This is a genomic window from Methanocorpusculum labreanum Z, from assembly GCF_000015765.1.
Lineage (GTDB): Archaea > Halobacteriota > Methanomicrobia > Methanomicrobiales > Methanocorpusculaceae > Methanocorpusculum > Methanocorpusculum labreanum.
Map to the genome: position 1 here is coordinate 666245 of NC_008942.1, position 19162 is coordinate 685406.

21 protein-coding genes are annotated in these 19162 nt (G+C 48.7%); 13 read left to right on the plus strand and 8 right to left on the minus strand.

Annotated features, from left to right (window positions below; genetic code table 11):
• Positions 1-752: 752 nt before the first annotated feature.
• From MLAB_RS03640 to MLAB_RS03680, 11 genes are all read left to right on the plus strand, one after another.
• Positions 753-947 carry a hypothetical protein gene (locus tag MLAB_RS03640; protein ID WP_048062007.1) on the plus strand — a complete coding sequence of 65 codons (195 nt, stop codon included), beginning with the start codon at positions 753-755 and terminating at the stop codon, positions 945-947.
• A gap of 685 nt (positions 948-1632) precedes the next feature.
• Positions 1633-1782, plus strand: a complete 150-nt coding sequence (locus tag MLAB_RS09810; protein ID WP_187146135.1) for a hypothetical protein — start codon at positions 1633-1635, stop codon at positions 1780-1782.
• On the plus strand, positions 1775-2140 hold the full coding sequence (locus MLAB_RS03645; protein ID WP_011833066.1) for a hypothetical protein: 366 nt from the start codon (positions 1775-1777) through the stop codon (positions 2138-2140). Before MLAB_RS09810 ends, MLAB_RS03645 begins: the two co-directional genes overlap by 8 nt.
• Before the next feature lie 109 nt (positions 2141-2249).
• Entirely contained in the window at positions 2250-2504 is a 255-nt protein-coding gene (locus MLAB_RS03650; protein WP_011833067.1) for a hypothetical protein, read from the plus strand.
• Positions 2501-3028 carry an HNH endonuclease gene (locus tag MLAB_RS03655; RefSeq protein ID WP_011833068.1) on the plus strand — a complete coding sequence of 176 codons (528 nt, stop codon included), beginning with the start codon at positions 2501-2503 and terminating at the stop codon, positions 3026-3028. The genes MLAB_RS03650 and MLAB_RS03655 overlap by 4 nt, the downstream gene beginning before the upstream one ends.
• Positions 3025-3285, plus strand: a complete 261-nt coding sequence (locus MLAB_RS03660; RefSeq protein ID WP_011833069.1) for a hypothetical protein — start codon at positions 3025-3027, stop codon at positions 3283-3285. Before MLAB_RS03655 ends, MLAB_RS03660 begins: the two co-directional genes overlap by 4 nt.
• Positions 3272-3772, plus strand: coding sequence for a hypothetical protein (locus MLAB_RS03665; RefSeq protein ID WP_011833070.1), 501 nt, complete (start codon positions 3272-3274; stop codon positions 3770-3772). The genes MLAB_RS03660 and MLAB_RS03665 overlap by 14 nt, the downstream gene beginning before the upstream one ends.
• Positions 3773-3775: 3 nt before the next feature.
• Positions 3776-3961, plus strand: coding sequence for a hypothetical protein (locus MLAB_RS09685; protein ID WP_143702767.1), 186 nt, complete (start codon positions 3776-3778; stop codon positions 3959-3961).
• Positions 3962-4328: 367 nt separating this feature from the next.
• The gene (locus MLAB_RS03670; RefSeq protein ID WP_083755085.1) at positions 4329-4820 is read left to right on the plus strand and encodes a glycerol permease; all 492 of its coding nucleotides are present in this window, start codon (positions 4329-4331) and stop codon (positions 4818-4820) included.
• 449 nt (positions 4821-5269) lie between these two features.
• On the plus strand, positions 5270-5635 hold the full coding sequence (locus tag MLAB_RS03675) for a cupin domain-containing protein (protein ID WP_011833072.1): 366 nt from the start codon (positions 5270-5272) through the stop codon (positions 5633-5635).
• 5 nt (positions 5636-5640) lie between these two features.
• Complete coding sequence (locus MLAB_RS03680; protein ID WP_011833073.1) at positions 5641-5919, plus strand: hypothetical protein; 279 nt, start codon at positions 5641-5643, stop codon at positions 5917-5919.
• A gap of 440 nt (positions 5920-6359) precedes the next feature.
• Here the strand turns inward: MLAB_RS03680 and MLAB_RS03685 are convergent, their stop codons facing one another.
• The 4 genes from MLAB_RS03685 to MLAB_RS03700 form a co-directional block, all read right to left on the minus strand.
• A complete protein-coding gene (locus MLAB_RS03685) occupies positions 6360-8057 on the minus strand; it encodes a cache domain-containing protein (protein WP_011833074.1) in 1698 nt (565 codons plus the stop codon).
• Between the two features lie 129 nt (positions 8058-8186).
• Positions 8187-9881, minus strand: a complete 1695-nt coding sequence (locus MLAB_RS09390; protein ID WP_011833075.1) for a cache domain-containing protein — start codon at positions 9879-9881, stop codon at positions 8187-8189.
• A gap of 180 nt (positions 9882-10061) precedes the next feature.
• Positions 10062-10493: a hypothetical protein gene (locus tag MLAB_RS03695; protein ID WP_011833076.1), complete on the minus strand. Its 432-nt coding sequence runs from the start codon at positions 10491-10493 to the stop codon at positions 10062-10064.
• A gap of 3 nt (positions 10494-10496) precedes the next feature.
• Entirely contained in the window at positions 10497-12158 is a 1662-nt protein-coding gene (locus MLAB_RS03700; protein WP_011833077.1) for a cache domain-containing protein, read from the minus strand.
• A 498-nt stretch (positions 12159-12656) separates the two neighbouring features.
• Here MLAB_RS03700 and MLAB_RS03705 point away from each other — a divergent pair, with 498 nt between their 5' ends.
• Positions 12657-13547, plus strand: a complete 891-nt coding sequence (locus tag MLAB_RS03705) for an adenosylcobinamide amidohydrolase (RefSeq protein WP_011833078.1) — start codon at positions 12657-12659, stop codon at positions 13545-13547.
• A 262-nt stretch (positions 13548-13809) separates the two neighbouring features.
• On the opposite strand, the gene MLAB_RS03710 is transcribed toward MLAB_RS03705, so the two are convergent.
• The 4 genes from MLAB_RS03710 to MLAB_RS03725 form a co-directional block, all read right to left on the minus strand.
• On the minus strand, positions 13810-15060 hold the full coding sequence (locus MLAB_RS03710; RefSeq protein ID WP_011833079.1) for a Glu/Leu/Phe/Val family dehydrogenase: 1251 nt from the start codon (positions 15058-15060) through the stop codon (positions 13810-13812).
• A 263-nt stretch (positions 15061-15323) separates the two neighbouring features.
• On the minus strand, positions 15324-16172 hold the full coding sequence (locus tag MLAB_RS03715) for a hypothetical protein (RefSeq protein WP_011833080.1): 849 nt from the start codon (positions 16170-16172) through the stop codon (positions 15324-15326).
• A 1-nt stretch (position 16173) separates the two neighbouring features.
• On the minus strand, positions 16174-16761 hold the full coding sequence (locus tag MLAB_RS03720) for a pyruvate kinase alpha/beta domain-containing protein (protein WP_011833081.1): 588 nt from the start codon (positions 16759-16761) through the stop codon (positions 16174-16176).
• 4 nt (positions 16762-16765) lie between these two features.
• The gene (locus MLAB_RS03725; protein ID WP_011833082.1) at positions 16766-17038 is read right to left on the minus strand and encodes an acylphosphatase; all 273 of its coding nucleotides are present in this window, start codon (positions 17036-17038) and stop codon (positions 16766-16768) included.
• 107 nt (positions 17039-17145) lie between these two features.
• Here MLAB_RS03725 and serS point away from each other — a divergent pair, with 107 nt between their 5' ends.
• On the plus strand, positions 17146-18423 hold the full coding sequence (gene serS / locus MLAB_RS03730) for a serine--tRNA ligase (protein ID WP_011833083.1): 1278 nt from the start codon (positions 17146-17148) through the stop codon (positions 18421-18423).
• The last annotated feature ends 739 nt before the right edge of the window (positions 18424-19162 follow it).

Here is a 19162-nt window from a genome sequence, read left to right on the forward strand (position 1 = left end):
TTGCAGACATTTTGCGATGGAGAGGTACGCTCAACTATTCTCCTCCACCTTTTCCCTCCTCATCACCCGCCTCAATACCCCGGATTTTTCCGCGTCTCTACTCGAAAACCACAATTTCGATTGGAAAATACCCGTCTGCCAAGCAAAAACACCCCTTTGCCGACAGCAAAATACCATACCCCAGACAAAAAATACGCCGTATGCTGGCGATTCTGCCGGCAAAACCTCAAAACTATATAAAGGAATACCCAGGCGCCTGGAAAAAACGATGACCCGGGGCAGACTACCTACCTACGTATGTAGCTACAGCGGAAGAAAATCTCTCATCAATCACTTTTTTTTTAGGCGCCTAGTCTCTTATTATTATTATTTTATGTACATTGCAGAAGAGAGAGAGAGAGAGAGAGAGAGAGAGAGAGAGAAGAATCAAAATAAAAATTACTCCTATATAAATTACTACGTCAGTAGGTAGGTAGTTTTACCCGGGTCATCATTTTTTCCAGGCGCCTCCCTGTTAATTTATATATAATGACCGCATGGGGGAGAAAATACGTCGAATCTTGCCGATTTACAATTTCGACCACCGAAAATCATCATTAAAAAATGGTCAAAATTGATCGGCGGGAGGTGATTTTGGAATCGAAACACCTATTTGCGAATGGAAAAATGAACAAAATTTCGTCCGTGAAGATCGTCCCAAAAACGACCCCGGAACTACCGATCCAATTCGGAAATGGTAAGGCCGGGTTTGGATGTATGAGAATTCCACCGCGAATAATCGCGAATCTCCGCGAATCGCATTTTCCTTACGCTGTCTTCTTGTCCTCGTCGTTTCACTCCTCGGCCGCGTTCCTACGCTCCGCCTGATCGGCTCCGCGTGGCCGGAACGCCAGCGTGGAAAATGCTGGAAAACCCGCGTCGCGGGTTTTCTCCTGATAATTTATTGATCTATTTTGTAATTACAAGGATTTCAGACTCTTTATAGAAAACCCGCGACGCGGGTTTTCCAGCATTTTTCGTTTCGCCGTCCCGACCACGCGGAGCCGATCAGGCGGAGCGTAGGGACGCGACCGAAGGTCAAGAGGGCGGAACAGGAAAAATGCGATTCGCGGAGATTCGCGATTATTCGCGGTGGAATATCTCATGTGTCCACACCCGACCAACTCCTTCCCGAATCTTCACGTTTTTCTCCCCCCTCCTAATACGATTTTTTTGCATCGTAAAATCCTCTTCTCACTCACTGACCACCACGGATCTGCAAAAATAGGAGGCATTATCGCACCGCGCGGTTCGGGGTATAAATACTCACAATCCAACAAAAGATATATTCCGGGGACCTCTCCCGAAAACCAAAAACACCAAAGCAAGCGTGATACCAAGAAAAAAATCAACAAACCGCCGGCCATAATCCGACCGGCCAAAAGGACTCTCTTTCCCCCAACTTCGACGTTACCTCAGCCCCCCTTATCTTCTCTAAATTATGATGCAATTTTTGAAATAATTTCTCGTTTTTCAAAAAAACATACACTAATATGCATAGAAAAATAATTATTTTGTATGCAACTGAGGGGGAAATGACCCCGGTGAAACTGCTGGAAAAAACCTCTGCAAAAGAGGGGAAGTGATAAAAAATTGAAAAACCATTTCAACCTCACGATCAGCGACCCTGACAAAAAGACGTTCGCTGCATTCACGAAAAAGTATCCAAACCCGAGGACTTCGAAAGTCATCCTCGCTCTCATCAGAGAACACATGAAAGGAGAACCACAGAGAAATGCCTGACTTTAGAGTTTACGTCCCAGAATCAAAATCCGGGGTCATGTATCAGTTCAAAGAACAGTTCGGCAAAGATGGATCACCCATGATCGTAAACTTCATGGAAGAATCCCTGAATGGAAATGTGGCCGCTCCCGAAAATCAAGAAGAAAAAACCGCCCGCATCTACGACCTCTACTTCGGCGACATAACCAACGAACGTGAATTCGTCCGACTTCTCGGCGGAAGAAAAAGCGCGGAAGCCGCCGTCATCAACCGGTGTGCAGAACTTAGCAGAAAATACCCGGACATCTCAGGTGATGTCATAGAAAAGTTCAAAGAAAACCATCCAAACTTCGAAAAAATCACTGGAGTAATCAAATGACCAAAAAACATGCCTGTCCGATGACGGTCTGGAAACTTAATCAGGGAACAGGCAATAGACAATTTGCACTGCAAAGAGAAAAAGCAACCGCCCCCACGACAGGTGGACCATGACCTTTGAGCCCAAAAACCAGATATGGAGCAGAGCCGATTACGACGCATCGCCCTATCTCGACACGATCATCACGTCCCTCAATCCCAAAAGGAACAATCGTGCAGCCCGGCTCATCAATGTAATGCACAAACTCCTTGTCGGTCTTATCACCGATCATCTTAGGGATCATGGCATTCCCTTTGCCGCCATCAGCGGCGAAACATTTACTCTCACCATCAGATTTTTCAGCGAAGTGCCGGAGGAACCATGACCCCTGACAGGAAACCCTGCCTGGGTCTCCGGCTCGCCGACCGGGTGATCCTCTCAAAGATCCTTACAGGCACGTGGAAACTCGATGCGGAAAACGGCGAGATCATCTCGCGGAACACCGGGAAGCCTCTGAGATTTGTCCATAAGAACAACGGGTATCTCTCGATGACAACCCAGTACAAAGGGCATAACGTCGCCATCACCAAGCATCGGGCCGTCTTCATCGCCGGAACCTGTAAAACTATGGACGATCTACCGGTCGACCTGAACCTTCACATCGACCATATCAACGGGAACATCGAAGACTGCCGGCTCGCAAACCTTCGGCTCATCCCCTTCTGGGACAACAACCACCCGCAGTCGGGACAAAAAAAGCGGATCTTTACCGATGAACAAGTCGCTGAGATCCGACGACGGTATGCGGAAGGCGAACCACCGCGGGTTCTTGCGCCGGAGTTTGGTGTGGTCAAGAGCACGATCCACCGGATCGTTTCCCGGCGGACCTATGCGGAGGTGGGCCTGTGAGCGAACCCGGAACGGAATACCTGCGAAGGATCAAGTTCTCCTGCCCGGTCTGCCTGAACTCGGTCACGGAAAAGATCTGGGTCGAGGACAAACGCGATCTGAAACAGGCGGTTCTAAACTGCCCGGTCTGCGGTTCGCCGACGATGCGGATTGATTCTCCGGATGACGACATCCAGTTCTTCGCCTATCTGGATATGCGAAGGACAATTATTGAACGGATCAATGAACAGCAGGAGGATACCTATGACTATCTTTAATGCTGACGAGATCCGGGCAGCTCTGGAGACGGCGTTTCCCGTGCCGATGGACGAATACGAAGATGCGTTCTACTGTCAGCTGATGGCCGGTTCCTTAAACGATCTGGCGAAGGTCTACAAACGCCGGTTTAACGAGACCGTTGATGAGATCAAGGCCGGAGGTCTTCTTTCTGAGGATTTTGTTCTGGTGCAGGAAGAATCCCGGAGAAAGGAGGTCGATATCAAGGCGCTGAGAAACGGTTTGCCGGATCTTTTCCAGGAGGTGGTGCATGTCACGACATCGGACGCGGCGAAACTTCTGTCGAACCGGTTCATCTATGAAGCGGTGAAAAAGAAGATCGGGGACCGGATCACGGATTATGACGCGGTAAATGTGGATGATCTGGAGGCGAGGCTGCCTGAGCCGGAACTTTCGGAATACATGAAGATAATAACGATCCCGAAAGGGTATGTGGTGAAAAGGGTGAGCCAGAGGAGGAGGAACTGACCGATGAGATACTGGTACAGTTATCCGGAGCTTTTAGATAAGGAGAAGTTGAAGGCCCTGCTCGCAGAGCATAAGAGGGTCTCGGCGGTCGCTCTGCAGATTGGATGCAGCCGGCATTCGGTGGAGACGGCGATGATGCGGCACGGGATCGAGTATCCGTCCGGGTGTATGGCGGATAAGATTCTCTAACCATCAGAGTTGTGAGGGAATCTCTCGTTTTTGTCTGAACGAGAGCAAATTTCCTCTATTTTTTATTCTTTTCCGTCCAATAATCACATAGCATGTGTGAAACGGCACGTGAATTCCGATCAACGATCTCCTCCCAATAGGGCAGAAAAAATCACGTGTGTTCTGCATATGTACGGCAAGTCTATCGACAAGCGCCTTGTCTTAGCCATCTTTGATGACCTCGATGGATCGCAAATCAAAGATTTGCTTGGCTAAGGCCACCCCTTATGGGGTTGCCCGCTCGCAAATCAAAGATTTGCTCCTCGCTTCGACCGCCGTGAGCGGTCTCAGCGATCGCAAGCCTATCGACTTGCTCATCACCTCCACCATGACAGCAGATTTCATTCAGACAGCAATCTCGAAGTCCGCAAAGCGGATCTTCACCGCAGAGTTTACGAACGCCGCCGCGTATGATGCGATCGTCGCAGAAATTACCGGCGTGGATAACCCCCTCGGCCTTGCCGAAGTCGAACTCGGGAAGCAGACCTACAAGACCTATGTCGGCTACTTCGACCCGAACACTTCCGAGATGAACGGCAAGGTTCAGGTCACGGCATACACCCGTGCTGAGTATGCCGCGGCAATTACCGCCCTTACCGGCAGTGCGGATCTCAAGACCGCATTCGGGAACGGCGGTACGGCAGAGACCTCCGAGATCGGTACCGAAGCGACCTGGAACGTCCGCATTTCCGCGAAGCTTGGGACCGATACTTTCCAGATCAGTCTCAACCGCGATTCGATGACCGTCTCCGGCTATGCCGATGACGCCACCCTTGCAGCGGTCGATGCCTGGGCAGACACCAAGCCGGCCCTGAACTAACGGGAGGCGGAGATGCAGATCTCCAGACGCCTCCGGAAGCTCATCATGCTCTTCCTCGGGTTTCTCATCATGCTTTTTGGGAAACTCGTCGAGGGGTTTGTAGAATCCGGAAAATAACATAAAAACGGGGTTGCGAGCTTTGTCGCTGGGCAGAGGTGAACACACCTCTCCCGGCGATTTTTCTATTTTTTCAATACGGATTCCATACAGGAAATCAACGATATCCCCACTGCAGACTGATTCGCAGGGCAAAGCCTTGCTCGGTTGAGGGATCTAAGGCCCCCTCCTCCGTTGAGGCCGCCCCTAACGGGAGAACGTCAGATGATCCCCTTACCTCTGATTTATCTCATCACGCTCCAAAGATACTATGACTGCCTGCTATAATCGGCCGGTGAAATACTGATTTAATAGCAGGACAGATATGACAATGCAGATAACAGGAAGGAACGATGGCAGATTTTGAACTGGAAATGACAAACAAACCCGTCAAAAAGCGGGAAGAATTATTGGGAAAAGTCCTCGACCTCAAAGAACTGGTCTCCTATCAGGAAGGGGCGGTTTCGAGCCGGATGATCGTCAGTAATAAATCAGGGAGCATCACCGTCTTTTCGTTCGATGAAGATGAAGGACTTTCCGAACACACCGCTCCATATGACGCCGTGGTCACGATCATCGACGGCGAATGCGAGGTATGGATCGCCGGCAATACCCTCCAGATGAAAACGGGCGATACTATCATATTCCCGGCAAATGCCCCCCACGCGCTCAGTGCCATAACAAAATTCAAAATGACTCTGACCATGATCCGGGGGTAACTGAGATGAGCGGGAATGATACAGACGGATATTACTGCACGATTTGCGGAGGTATCCCGCCGGACAGGATCCACATCCGGCATATACTCGTAGACGACAAAGCAACCGGGATCGACAAACTGGACTGGATCATTGCCGAGGTGAAAAAATTACATCTTACCGATGACACCGCCATCACCGAAGAACTGCTCAAACGGACAAAGGTGCTCAACTACGTTCCCACAAAAAAGACAGAGGCATATGAGAAAGCTCTGCTGAAGGAATATAAAGATACAACGCAGTAACGCCTTGGTCGTTCCTTCCCCGGATCCTGGAAAAACCCGGGAAGGAACGGCAGTTCGACAGGAGGGAAAATGTTGCCGGTTTTTCTCTTCGCTAACTTCTCTTTTTTTGTTTAATCGAATGATAACGAAACAACAGAGAAACCCGCACGCAAATCTTTGATTTGCACGCATTAGCCTGAGAGAGCACCCGAACACATGGAAAATGCGATTCAAACGAGGCTCGAAGACCCGAGTCGGAGAGCAACGCGAAGCTTTGCGAGTGGGAGGAATCGCGGAGGCGTGAGAGCCAAAGGCTTGCGTGCCGCCTCAAATGGGCAAAGCCAATTTGGGCTTATTCGCGGTTACATAAATTCAGGTTTCCACACCTAGCCGTATCCTTCCCAAATTGGATTGAGAGCACACCGCGTAACTCCTATTTAAAAAAATATGACACCCCCCCTTCAATCCTCCAGGATCATGTAACTGGCAAAGTAGGTATCATTCCCCACTGGTTCGACGTAATCCAGAACATACACTTCCCTTTGATAATTCTGATCCCAAGTGAGCATATACATCAGACCTCCGCCGGACATACCGAGAGATATCCCCTCCCGGACAAACGACATGCCGTATGAGTTGATTAAACCTAACTGATTTGTTCCAACAAGCGATTTGTCGCTGGAAAAAGCAAGAATTGTGCCGTTTCCCGTGACCGCAAATGGATAGAGCCCTTCTCGTTGGAATCCACTTTCCGGATCCATCATCATTTCTGTTACAGAAGAGATACCATCGACTGCTGCAAGATAATGCATGGTCCTTACCTGGCTGATCAATTCATTTCGTTTCTGCCAGTCGATACTGACCGTATGGGAAAACGAGGCATTATGTTCATACATTCCTGCTCCGAGGAACCACTCGTTGTTAATGGGCAGTACATAGGACAGTTTTAATTCTGTTATGTAATTCTGGTTTGGATTTGGATACAGATAAAATACATATCCGCCTCCCTGTTGTGCCCGGGCGATCTGTCTCTGTATATATTTCACTCCGGTCGAATCTTCTGCTGACCAGGAATCCTTCCCGACAAGGGCCGGCTGATACGGGTGTGACAATATCGTGCCGTTCATATCTCCGGCGAAGATATACATCTCGCCGTCAATGAACTCCCCGTTTGGATCATCGAATGCTGCAAGTGCCTTCTCTTCTCCCTCTTTATTGGCATAAACGAAGGCATTCACTACAAAGGTTTTTATCTCTTCCGGGGTGGTTGTGCTCTCTTCAATTTCACCAGGTTTTGGGAAATTGTCGACAAGCACGACCCGCCATGTTTGTCCATATCCGGGTTCTACTGTATTCCATATGGCGTTCCTCTGAGAAGTATTGTTCAATTCGGCTGAATAGTAAATGTAGGATACATCTCCCGACTCGTTTTTGAGGATCTCTGCGGCTGCTTTGGTGAATGAAGGTGTATTCCCTAGTGACGGGTTCGTGAGATCGACCCCGATTTGCCGCGTATCCTCATCATAGATCACGCTCCCGTCGTCCTGAGTGACCCAAACGGTGTACCCGTATTCCGTTCTCAGTCTCTCCGCCGGTCCGGAGAAGAGATACCCTGAATCCATAATTACCTGCAGGGTCCCGTCAAAATTACCCTCTGCGTCATAGATCGGTGCGCTGACCTTTATTCCGCTTTCACCGTTTTGGAATGCGGTGTATTTGGATATGATACACTGCGATCCGGCGGCTTTGAACTCTTCTTCGGCATACTGGTTAGTTATGATCTCCACGCCGATCAGCGAAAGTTTATCTGATTCCCCGGTAATCATCGTCAGGACGTTATCTTTATCGATGCGTTCGACATCATAGGAAAGCGGGATCTCACTTTTGAGTTTCATTATGGTCAGATATACTGAGGGGTCATCTGCCGGCACGCCGTCGAGTTCCCGTGCGGCATTCCAGACCGATGCGGTTATCTGCTTCATCTGATCATCGATCGTCTGAATATACGGGTCGAGGACATCGTCCATCTCGGCATAATATTCCTCGGAAACCGGCTGGAGTGTCGGGCCCTCCTGAACGGGAGTAATACAGCCGGATGCGGAGATGAAAAGAAGAACTATCAGTATAAAGAGGATCTTTGAAAAAGCATGTCGTATCATGATCGGATTCCTTAGTGAACAATAGTAAAGGGAAAGTTCTTATATCTTTTTATCGTGGGACTATCTCTCTGATTTTTCTTGGAAATGTTTCGAGAGATAAAAAAATTAGGTTATTTTCTCTTGTATTCCTCATTCAAGAATCATAAAACTTGCAAAGTAGGCATCGTCATCTGCCGGAACCACATATACCAGTATAAAAATCTCTTTGTTTAGTGTGGAATCCCAGAGAAGAGTATACATCAGTCCTCCTCCCTCTTTCCCAAGTGATATGCCTTCCCGTATGAGTGATATGTCTAATGAATTTACTCTCCCAAGCTGATTCGTACCTACAATGTCCGGATTTCTTGCAAATGCCAGTACGGTCCCGTTTTCGGTGATCGCCATCGGGTATAATCCTTCGACCTGGATATCACTGTTTGGATCCATCATCATGTCAGTAACTGCAGAGACCCCCTCGACTTCTGCAAGATACTGCATGGTTCGAACCTGCTTGATAAGTTCGTTTCGCTTCTGCCAGTCAACACTGGTCGAGTGGGCAAGCAAGGTGTTGTGTTCATATATTCCCGCACCGATGAACCACTCGTTATCTATCGGCATCACATAGGCCAATTTTAATTCGGTTGCGAAATCCTGTGTCGGATTTGGATAGAGGTACATGACATATCCGCCGCCCTGTTCTGCGCGTGCGATCTGTCTTTGAATGTATTTAACCCCAGTTGTATCTTCTGCCATCCATTGATCCGTTCCGATAAGAGCCGGCTGATATGGAAGTGAAAGCATTGTCCCATTCAGAGTTTCGGCGAATATGTACAGTTCTCCATCGATAAACTCTCCTTTTGGATCATTGAACGCCGCCAAGGCCTCGGTTTTTTCATGTGTCCGTGCATAGACATAGGCATTGGTGACGAAGGCTTTCAGTTCGTCCTGGGTAACCGTGAGTTCGCTCGTCATACGCGGCATCGGGACGTTGTCGATAAGCACGACCCGCCAGTTCTGTCCGTATCCTGGGTCGAGAGTACTCCATACGGCATTCGTCTGATTGATATCATGCCAGTCTAGCGTATAGAATATGTAGGATGTCTGTCCTGATTCGTTTGCGAGGATATCTGCGATCGCCGAGTTCAATGAAGGGGTATATGCCGATGTGGGTTTCGTGAGGTTTACTCCTATCTCCTGCGTGTCCTCGTCATAAATCACGATTCCGTCGTCCTGAACGGCCCAGACGGTATACCCGTATTTCGTTCTCAGTTCCTCTGCAGGTCCGGAGAAGAGATACCCTACATCCAGAGCTACCTGAAGGGTACCGTCAAAATTCCCGTTTGCATCGTAGACCGGTGCGATGACCATAACCCCCTGCTCGCCGTTATCAAAGAGGGTGAACGGGGATATCGTACAATTCTCACCTGCAGCTTTGAGTTCTTCTTCGGTGTATTGGTTTTCTCCGATATATGTCCCGACAGACCACTCGATATACTGTTCATTGGTAACGGCCCGTAAGACGTTGTCTTTGTCGAGGCGTCCGGAATCAAAGGACAGCGGTATCTCGCTTTTCAGTTTCAGTAATGCCAGATCGACCGCAGGATCGTCCATCGGCACGCCGTCGAGTTCCCGTGCCGTCTCCCAAACCAATGCAGTAATTTCCTGCATCTGCTCATCGACGGTCTGCATGTAAGGATACAGAACCGTATCCATCTTGGCATAATATTCATCTGAGACTGGTTGAAGTTCCGGGGTTTCCTGTTTCTCTTGAATGCAGCCGGATGCGGATATGAAAAGAAGAACGACTAGGATAAAGAGGATCTTCGAAAAAGCATGTCGTAGCATAATCAGACTCCTTAGTGAACAATTGTAGGGGGAAAGTTCTTATAGCTTTTGTTGTGGGGTATTATTTGGGAGGATCAGCGGAGCTGAGGTAATAAAAAATGTGGAAATTTTTGCGTCTAAGGGCACTCATACTATTATCGAAGAGAGTGTAATCACTTACTTTAGAAAAAAAGGATTGATTTATGTGAATTTTATGGTAGTCAGCTTTAGGAGCTGCGTTTTTCCGTCTGAAAATACACCGCGAACGGCAATATCCCTTACACCTGTTACGCCGGCGCATGCCTCCGTAAAGTAGATTTCTCCGGTCCCTGAATTTGGTGCTGGTTTTAGGCTGACTGATTGCGGCAGCGAAACTCCTTCGATCTCAAGAGAGACCATGGTAAGTTCATCAACTCTGCGTCCTTCATAGATCGTAACGATCACATCATTGCCGACCACAAACACATGCAGAAGTACGTCCGGGTCTTCAAGTGATTTATCGATGACGTATCCGGTTCCAAGAAGTGCGACACTGGCACAGGCCGCTACGATTATGATTGAAACAATAGCTAAAACGCTTGCCATCACCAGGCGTTTCTCTTTTTGACTCTGTTTCTTATATTTTAGCGCCATTGTTCACTCCAAACGCATCATACTGCCGTAGTAGGTCTCTTCATCGGCGGGTTCCACATAAATGAGTACATACACCTCTTTTTTCAGATCTGCGTCCCAAACAAGGCTGTACATCAACCCCCCTCCTGATTCTGCCAGAGAGATGATCTCCCGTACCGGGGACATGTCATAGGAATTTGTGTACCCAAGCCGGTTCTTTCCCGTCATCGACGGGTTGTGTGCATTGCCAAGGACGGTTCCCTCTGGATCCAGAGCAAAAGGATACAGCCCATCGACCTGGATCGTACTGTTTGGATCATTGATCATCTGCAGCAACTCCTCTTTTTGGAGGGTGGTGGAAAGATACTGGAGTCCCCTGACTTGGGAGATCAGCTGATTTCGGTCTTCCCAGCTGTAGTTGAGGGACATGGTTCCCGGATAGATTCCAGCTCCAATCAGCCAGTCTTCATCGACGGACATGACATATGACAACTTCAACTCAGGCAGAAACTTGTCGCTCGGGTTTGGATACTGATAATACACGAACCCTCCTCCGAATTTCGCTTTGTCGATAAAACGCTGGAGAGGTCTCACTCCGACGATATCTTCTCCGTACCATCGGTTTGTTCCGACAAGGCTCTGCTGATACGGCAGAGCAAGTGTCGTTCCGTTCATATCGTAGGCAAAGATGTAGAGTTCACCGTCAATGAACTCCCCATTCGGGTCATTGAACACACGGAGTGCCTCTTCTTTGGTGTGAGTCTGGGTGTAAATGTATGCTTTTTCAACAAATGCTTTCAGATCATCGACGGTAGGCCTTCTGTTTTGATTCGGATCGAAGTTGGAATTGTCACTAAGAACAACTCTCCATTCAATGCCGTTTGGCAGATCGATCGTATTCCACACGGCGTTTGCCTGTACGTAATCGGTCCATCCGACATTTTGAAACATATATGATACGTTCCCCTGTTTTTCTTCAGCTATAAGGTGCATCGCACTGCTGATGGTCGGTTCACTGTACAACGGGTCGGTCAATACGTTTTTGTCGAGTTCTTCGATATCTTCATCATAGATTTGTACGCCGTCCGGCTGGATCGACCAGACGGTGTATCCTTCCTGCATTTTGAGTTCGTTCACCGGTCCGGAAAAAAGGTAGACTGGGTTCAGCGAGACGCGAAGCGACGCTATGTATGTGCCGTTTTCGTCATAGATCGGGGCAATGATGAGAACACCTCTTTCTCCGGTGATAAATGTGATGGGTTTTGTGATAATGCAGCCATTCGTCGTATTGGTGAAATCCGCATCGCTGGTCGAGATTCCAGCTTGTTTCCCGATAAGATTCTGTTTATCCTGTTTGCTGATCACCGCAAGAAAGGTGTTGTCTGCACTGACGACATATACGTCATATGCGGCAGGGATGTCGCGGCGAAGCTGTAATAAGGCCTGGTTCAACGTTTGGCTGTCTGGTGTGGTTCCCGTAAGATTACCTGCAGTGCTGTTTGTAAGGATGAATATTTCGTTGAGTTGTTCTTCGATTGTCGGGATAAACTCGTCCAATGAACTCTGCATATCGGCCAATTTTGCAGTGGAGACCGGTTCCAGCTGTCGGGTTGTAATACACCCGGTGGCGAGAATTAGTGCCAGGATCAGACATATTATGATAAAATGTATTGTTTGCCGCTTCATTGTGTCATGATCCAGAACTATATATTTACTTTTTTACGCCTTCCGGTATATTATATCTTGTTTATTCTCATGTAGTTTTTGTCCATTTTTTTAGGAGCATTAGGTTCTTCCACCTTCTTGAATGGAGCTTCAATTTCCTATTTCGCGGCATAATTGTGTTATTTTCGAGTTGGGGGTGACATATGCAGAGAGGAAACCTTATATTCAAATGGGAAATTTCGGCCGTAATTTTGAATAAAAAGGCAATGGGACGGAATATACCGATAATTGATCTACTACTCACACGCAAACCTTCAAAAATGAGTTGAAAACCAATTTTGAGTGTCATGGGCCTTATTCGCACTGCGCGTCTGCGCGGTGGTTTTTCCCTCGAATGTGATTTGGGAAATGCATTTTAATGTGCCGCATAGGGAAAGTATTGGGGGATGTCCTTTCCAACAGCTGGAAAATACAGTACAAATAATAGGCCCTGGATGAAAATAACATAAGAGTAATCCCATGCGGTATCATTATACAAAAAACACCCTTTATGTCAGGGGAACATTCCATGCGGTCAGTACCGGTGTCGACGGCGGTCTCAGGGATGTTTCCACGCTTCTCAATCACACTGTTGACAAGGAGTTCGATCATAACGATCCGCTTGCATTCATCCGCGGTCTCTTGGCCGATGCAAAGTATGCAGATGATGGATTCGGCCTTCTCACCGCCGTTTCGATGAAGGATCTCTGTATTCTCCAGTATGATTATATCACGGTTTTCGTTACCGCAGGGGTTTCCAATCCGAATCCGGATCCGACCAAACCGCATACGATCAATATCATCGTCACCTCGAACGAGGGTTTTTCCGATGCCGCTCTTCTTGAAACGATAATCACCGTCACCGAGGCGAAAGCTCATGCCCTGCGGCTTTTGGGCAGGGATTTCACCGGTACAACATCAGACGCTGTCATAATCGCATCCGAAGGCGAGATCAAGCATACGTATGCCGGGACCTTCACCGAGCCTGGAAAACGCATCTACGCTGCCGCCCTCCATGGTGTTATGGAAGCGGTCAAGCGGCACGAGGATACGGTTAAAGCGACCGCTCCCACCTACTTCATCTACTCCAGATACAATGATCACGGATGGTTCGAATGGAAAAAAGAGGGATGTCCGTATTATCCCTGTCATTTCCCCGGCCAGTCCTGTGATTTCTGTTACTGCCCGTTCTATCCCTGTCATGATGAATCCCTCGGGGAATGGATCGACAGTTCATCAAACGGTCAGAAGGTGTGGGCATGTACTAACTGCCTGCTTCTCCACAAACCAAACGTTGCCGATTATCTGAAAAAACATCCAGACGCAACGCTTGATGAATTGAAAAAAGTAGACAAAGATACAAATCAATAATTTTTTTGACACCCGAATTTGACAGTTGCAGAATATTCCACGACAGGGAATGTCTCCCGACTGCTTAATTGATTTTTGAAAATAGGATATTTCCACCGCGTCGGGCTCCGCGCCGAAGTCGCCCTCCCGCACCCCTAAATAAGAACCAGAAATGGGCTATATCTAAATTGGGCTGATATTCCTGTTTTTGCAGAGGCAACTCTCTGACTACAGTTGAGTGAGAAAAGAATAAAAAAAATAGTGAAGGTAATTTGCGGGGGTTTTAGACCCAGCCGCGGACTTTCATACCTTCAACTACGCGGGAGACTGCAACAACGTATGCTGCCTGACGCATGTTGATCTTGTATTCTTTGGATGCTTTCAGGACTTCGTGATAGGACTTGGTCATTGCTGCATCGAGTTTTGCGTAGACGTCGTCGAGAGTCCAGTAGTGCATATACATATTCTGGACCATCTCGTAGTAAGATACAGTTACTCCGCCTGCATTGCACAGGAAGTCGGGGATAACGTGAACGCCGTTCTTGTAGAGGATTGCGTCTCCTTCCGGAGTGGTCGGGCCGTTTGCGAGTTCGCAGATGACCTTTGCCTTGACGGTCGGGGCGACCTTCTCGTTGATTGCTCCCTCATCGGGTGCTGCGGCGACAATGACATCAACAGGGAGTGCCATGACTTCATCGTTGGTGAGGGTCTTGAGACCTTTGTAGCCGACGACGGATTTGGTCTGTGCCTTGTGGGCTGCGACTGCTGCGATGTCAAGTCCGTTCTCATCGTAGATACCGCCTTTCGAATCGGTGACTGCGACGACTTTGGAGCCGAACATTTCCTGGACGAGCGTGGATGCGAATGCACCTGCGTTTCCGTATCCGAGGATTGCGACTTTTGCAGTCTTCAGGTCAATGTTGAGTTCTTTTGCTGCTTCACGGAGGGTGAACAGACCGCCTTTTGCGGTGGAGTCACCGCGGCCGAGTGAGCCGCCGATAACGAGTGGTTTGCCAGTCAGAAGACCGAACTGGTTCTTGCCCTGAATGGTGGAGTACTCATCCATCATCCATGCCATGATCTGACCGTCGGTGTATACATCCGGTGCCGGGACATCAGTGTCGGGACCGATGTTCTTCCAGATTGCACGGATATAACCGCGGCTCATGCGTTCAAGTTCGCCCTTGGACATTTCCTTCGGGTTGCAGATGATACCGCCCTTTCCTCCGCCGAGCGGAAGGTTCAGTACTGCGCATTTCCAGGTCATCCATGCTGAGAGAGCACGAACGGTGTCGATCGTCTCTTCAGGGTGATACCGGATTCCTCCCTTATAGAGTCCGAGTGCATTGTTGTACTGTACACGGAATCCCTGGAAAACCCGGGTGGTGCCGTCGTCCATCTTGACGGGGATAGATACCTGAATCTGTCTCTGCGGTTGCATGAGGATATCAACAACGCCCTGGTCGAGCTTGAGGATTTTTGCACAATCCATAAGCTGATGCTGGGCCATTTCAAACGGGTTTACCTTCGACATGGTTTGTTTCCTGCCAATCGCACGGAACTCTGGAGTTCAACTGCGTTGTGACAATTAATGTTGGGATTCTCACATATAAAACATATCGTGTTATTTCCGATTCAGGCCGAGATTCTCGATGCATTTCTAAAAATACTCTATAATTGCCGGGATTTTTATTTCAGGCTTTGAGCGAGGTATTTGCATGATACGTGTTAGCATGGCACCATTCACCCGGATGCAATAAAGAGAAAATAGATTGGAAAACGCGCATAAAAATAGGATTATGAATATTTATACCAGCGCCCCTTCTCGTCAACCGTGCCCTGCTGTGTTTGCTGCGAAGGCTGCGCGGGCAGGTTGAGGAGGCTGCGTTTGTAGAAGCAGGCCTTATAGGTTACAAAAATCGGCACGAATATTATCGCACAGATCGCGAGGGCCATACAACCCGATGAAATGATCTCCGGGCTGGTAAAGAGAGCCAGAAGTTCCTCCTGGGACATAGCCAGAATCTCGGATTCAGTCATCTGCGTGATCGGAGTCAGTACATCCACTGCTAAAAGCGACCATATCGCGGAAAAGATAAAGGACGCGGCGAAAAAGATCGCGACGTTAAATAGATAGAACGCCGTGACCGAGATCGAACCCGTGGTCACGCGGAGTGCGCTGTCTTTAATCGCCCGAAATGCCGCGTAATTATTCACCATTGCCGAGATGTCGGCAAAGTAGAAGAAGAACACCAGCGGGATGATCAGGAATATACTGAAGTAGAACGCAGTATCGACGGAAATGCCGAGCATCAGCAGAATATACGTCAGCGTGTTGGAAAGCACGAATCCGATCATGAGAACGACAACATTCGGGATAAGGCATCTGAAGTATCCGTAAACCGCATATTTTCTGAAATCGGCCGAGGATGATTTTTCCCCGATGACGATCCCGTAGGTTCCTGCGAGAAATGCCGGGAAGACCAGCAGAAGGATGATCCCTGCCGCTAATGCCGCTACCGACCCGAAAAGCGTGATGATGTAATAGGTAAACAGGATGGAAAATGCGGCAAAAAGCCCCGGCATCCAGACGAGCGGCTTTTTGACGAGCAGGCCAAGCGCTTCCGACAACGATTTGAGTGCCATCTCAGCGGTCCCGTGGCATCGCGACAAATTCCCTGACCTGCAGATCGAAGAAAGCAGCCGTGTGGGCAGGTTTGATCACGACTACCGTGTCGGCTCCCTCGATGGTCCCTCCAACCGCCATGACTTCGTCGGATACGGATATCACTCCCTGATCTGTAGCGATCAGCACGCACTCGACGGCGACCTTCATTCCGATCGCGACGGTTCTCCTGAAAGCTTCAGCAATGGCCTCGGTCCGGCTGCTGCCGCCGAGCTTCGGGTTCCGCGAGATCGCCCGCTCGAGACCGGAAAGAGAATGTGTGCCGCAGACGATCACGACGCCGGCAGCTCTAAGCTCCTCTGCAAGGGAGGGATCGAACTCCCAGACCCCTGGTTTTGAAAATCCCACCGCGTGGGCCACGACCACGAGACGAAGGTTCGTCCCCTTCATCGCCTCGAAAAATATTTTTGCCGTGTATCCTCCGGTACTTGCCACAACGATCGTTGAAAGCCCGAGTTCCTTGGCACGCTGTACGGCGATCTCTGCGCAGTCCCGGGTATTTTCTTTTCCCGGTTCGCTGAAGTATGTGATGGTTTTCTCGATTTTCATGTCTCTACTCCCGTTTAATTGTAAAATCTGTAAAATCGGTCAGAACATAACCTGTGCATTTCACATCCCTGATGATTGCACGCGGACAGGAGTAGGTCATGGCCAGGAACTTTTCGATGATGACCTCCTCGCCTGTCACAAGGACTCTGACCCTGCCGTCGGATAAATTCTCCACTTCTCCGCACAATCCTAAGTTTAATGCTGCATTTCTTACACAGGCGCGAAAGCCGACTTTTTGTACTCTTCCCGAGAAGAGGATCTCCATTGTCTGTTTCATGAGCGTCTGACCCGGTTATTATCTTTAGTATGTCATTCGATGTTTAATAACTCGTTTGTGCAACAAAAACCCTCTTCATCTAAAAGCACAAACATTACTAGTCAATCATGCTCGATATCAAATTCGTCAGAGCCCACCCCGAGGTCGTGCTGGCAGATCTGGAAAAACGCCAGGATGCCGAGAAACTTCTCTGGGTCGATACGGTTCTTGAACAGGATAAACTTTTCCGCGAACTCACCGTCAAAAACAATGAACTTCGCGCCAGAAGAAATCAGATAGCAAAAGAGATCAATGCTTACAAAAAAGAGGGGAAGGACCCCGCTCCTCTCTTTGCCGAAGCAAAGGCTCTGCCGGGACTGATCAAGGATAACGACGATATCATGGAAAAGGCGACCGAACAGGTAAGATATTACCTGATGCGTCTGCCAAATATCCTCCACGAGAGCGTTCCCTACGGAAAAGACGACACGGAAAATGTCGTCGTGAAGAAAGTGGGAACTCCCAGGTCCCTTGATTTCGAGCTGAAGAACCACGGGGAACTCGCCGCGGCAAACGGCTGGGCCGACTTTGAACGTGCCACAAAGACGAGCGGCGCCGGATTCTATTTCCTGAAAGGCAACCTCGCTCTTCTCGATATGGCCCTCCAGAGATTCGCTCTGGACACGATCATCGCCAAAGGCTATACGCCGATCATCCCGCCGTACATGATGAACCGGAAATCCTACGAAGAGGTCACCGATCTCGGCGACTTCGAGAAGGTTATGTACAAGATCGAGGATGACGACGCCTATCTCATCGCGACAGCCGAGCACCCGATGGCGGCCATGTATCAGGACGAGATCTTCGAAGAGAAGGACCTTCCCTTGAAAATGGTCGGGATCTCTCCCTGTTTCCGCCGTGAGATCGGCGCTCACGGACTTGACTCCCGCGGTCTCTTCCGTGTCCACCAGTTCACCAAGATCGAACAGTTCATCTACTGCATGCCGGAAAAATCCTGGGAGATGCATGAGGAACTTCTCGCCAATGCCGAAGAAATCTTCACCAAACTCGGGTTACCCTACAGGGTCGTGAACATCTGTACCGGAGATATCGGAACCGTGGCCGCCAAAAAATACGATATGGAAGCATGGATGCCGCGGGACAACGAGTACCGCGAAGTCGTTTCCTGCTCCAACTGCACGGCCTATCAGTCGGTCAGGCTGAACATCCGCGTTCGGGATGCGCATGATTTCGAGTCCAAACAGTGGCTCCACACCCTCAACTCGACGGCGGTCGCTACCTCCCGCGCCCTGCGCTGCATCCTTGAAAATTACCAGACCGAAGACGGCAAAGTCGAGATACCCAAAGTCCTTCGCCCGTACATGAACGGTCTGGAGTATCTCTAATCTTTTTTTCTCTGTTTCTCTCCATCTAAAGCGTATCTGAGTCTGTCCAATCGATATGTTGATCCGTTAGGCAGAATTGTGTTGATTGAAGATACCGTTTATTGTGTGCTTTTAGATTTGGTTTATTGGGTTCTTTTTGATGGACGAATTCTCGCAAGGCATTTGCCATGCTCAGCTAAGTTCGTCGACTTCGTCTCCAACCCGCTCATCACACGAAATTCACGAAAAACACACGAAAACACGAAAAATAAAAGAATCAGTTGAGTGGGGTACAAATCGTATCCTCCCCCGCCCCCCAACACCAAAAATCACTAAACTCAACGAAATTCACGAAGAAGGGGGATCGGGGAGGATGGATGGGGAGATCAGTAAGCTCTCAGAAGAAAGTAGTTGAGATAAGTGTGGATGCTTGAGAATATTTAACCGCGAATCTCCGCGAATTCCCGCGAATCGCATTTTTTCTTGCACCGTCGTGCTCTGCTCCGGCGTATCGCCTGCGCAGAAATCGCACGCCGTCTGGAAAAATGCTGTCGAAAAAACCGGCGTGCCGGTTTTTCTATCATTTCATTATATCTCATAATTGTTACGGGAAATATGTGGGACTTCAAATCAGATGTCAGGGTTTGGATGGAATATTCTAATTACCGTTGATTTAATCTGGGAAAAGCAGATGTTATTTGAGACCTAATTTTAATCCAAATTATTATTTTGATAAGAATAGACATAATCAGATTGGTAA

Bases quoted from the DNA above. Each gene is read 5' to 3' on its own strand.
- MLAB_RS03640 (WP_048062007.1), top strand. From the start codon at position 753: ATGTATGAGAATTCCACCGCGAATAATCGCGAATCTCCGCGAATCGCA.
- MLAB_RS03645 (WP_011833066.1), top strand. From the start codon at position 1,775: ATGCCTGACTTTAGAGTTTACGTCCCAGAATCAAAATCCGGGGTCATG.
- MLAB_RS03650 (WP_011833067.1), top strand. From the start codon at position 2,250: ATGACCTTTGAGCCCAAAAACCAGATATGGAGCAGAGCCGATTACGAC.
- MLAB_RS03655 (WP_011833068.1), top strand. From the start codon at position 2,501: ATGACCCCTGACAGGAAACCCTGCCTGGGTCTCCGGCTCGCCGACCGG.
- MLAB_RS03665 (WP_011833070.1), top strand. From the start codon at position 3,272: ATGACTATCTTTAATGCTGACGAGATCCGGGCAGCTCTGGAGACGGCG.
- MLAB_RS09685 (WP_143702767.1), top strand. From the start codon at position 3,776: ATGAGATACTGGTACAGTTATCCGGAGCTTTTAGATAAGGAGAAGTTG.
- MLAB_RS03670 (WP_083755085.1), top strand. From the start codon at position 4,329: ATGACAGCAGATTTCATTCAGACAGCAATCTCGAAGTCCGCAAAGCGG.
- MLAB_RS03675 (WP_011833072.1), top strand. From the start codon at position 5,270: ATGGCAGATTTTGAACTGGAAATGACAAACAAACCCGTCAAAAAGCGG.
- MLAB_RS03680 (WP_011833073.1), top strand. From the start codon at position 5,641: ATGAGCGGGAATGATACAGACGGATATTACTGCACGATTTGCGGAGGT.
- MLAB_RS03685 (WP_011833074.1), bottom strand. From the start codon at position 8,057: ATGATACGACATGCTTTTTCAAAGATCCTCTTTATACTGATAGTTCTT.
- MLAB_RS09390 (WP_011833075.1), bottom strand. From the start codon at position 9,881: ATGCTACGACATGCTTTTTCGAAGATCCTCTTTATCCTAGTCGTTCTT.
- MLAB_RS03695 (WP_011833076.1), bottom strand. From the start codon at position 10,493: ATGGCGCTAAAATATAAGAAACAGAGTCAAAAAGAGAAACGCCTGGTG.
- MLAB_RS03700 (WP_011833077.1), bottom strand. From the start codon at position 12,158: ATGAAGCGGCAAACAATACATTTTATCATAATATGTCTGATCCTGGCA.
- MLAB_RS03705 (WP_011833078.1), top strand. From the start codon at position 12,657: ATGCGGTATCATTATACAAAAAACACCCTTTATGTCAGGGGAACATTC.
- MLAB_RS03710 (WP_011833079.1), bottom strand. From the start codon at position 15,060: ATGTCGAAGGTAAACCCGTTTGAAATGGCCCAGCATCAGCTTATGGAT.
- MLAB_RS03715 (WP_011833080.1), bottom strand. From the start codon at position 16,172: ATGGCACTCAAATCGTTGTCGGAAGCGCTTGGCCTGCTCGTCAAAAAG.
- MLAB_RS03720 (WP_011833081.1), bottom strand. From the start codon at position 16,761: ATGAAAATCGAGAAAACCATCACATACTTCAGCGAACCGGGAAAAGAA.
- MLAB_RS03725 (WP_011833082.1), bottom strand. From the start codon at position 17,038: ATGAAACAGACAATGGAGATCCTCTTCTCGGGAAGAGTACAAAAAGTC.
- serS (WP_011833083.1), top strand. From the start codon at position 17,146: ATGCTCGATATCAAATTCGTCAGAGCCCACCCCGAGGTCGTGCTGGCA.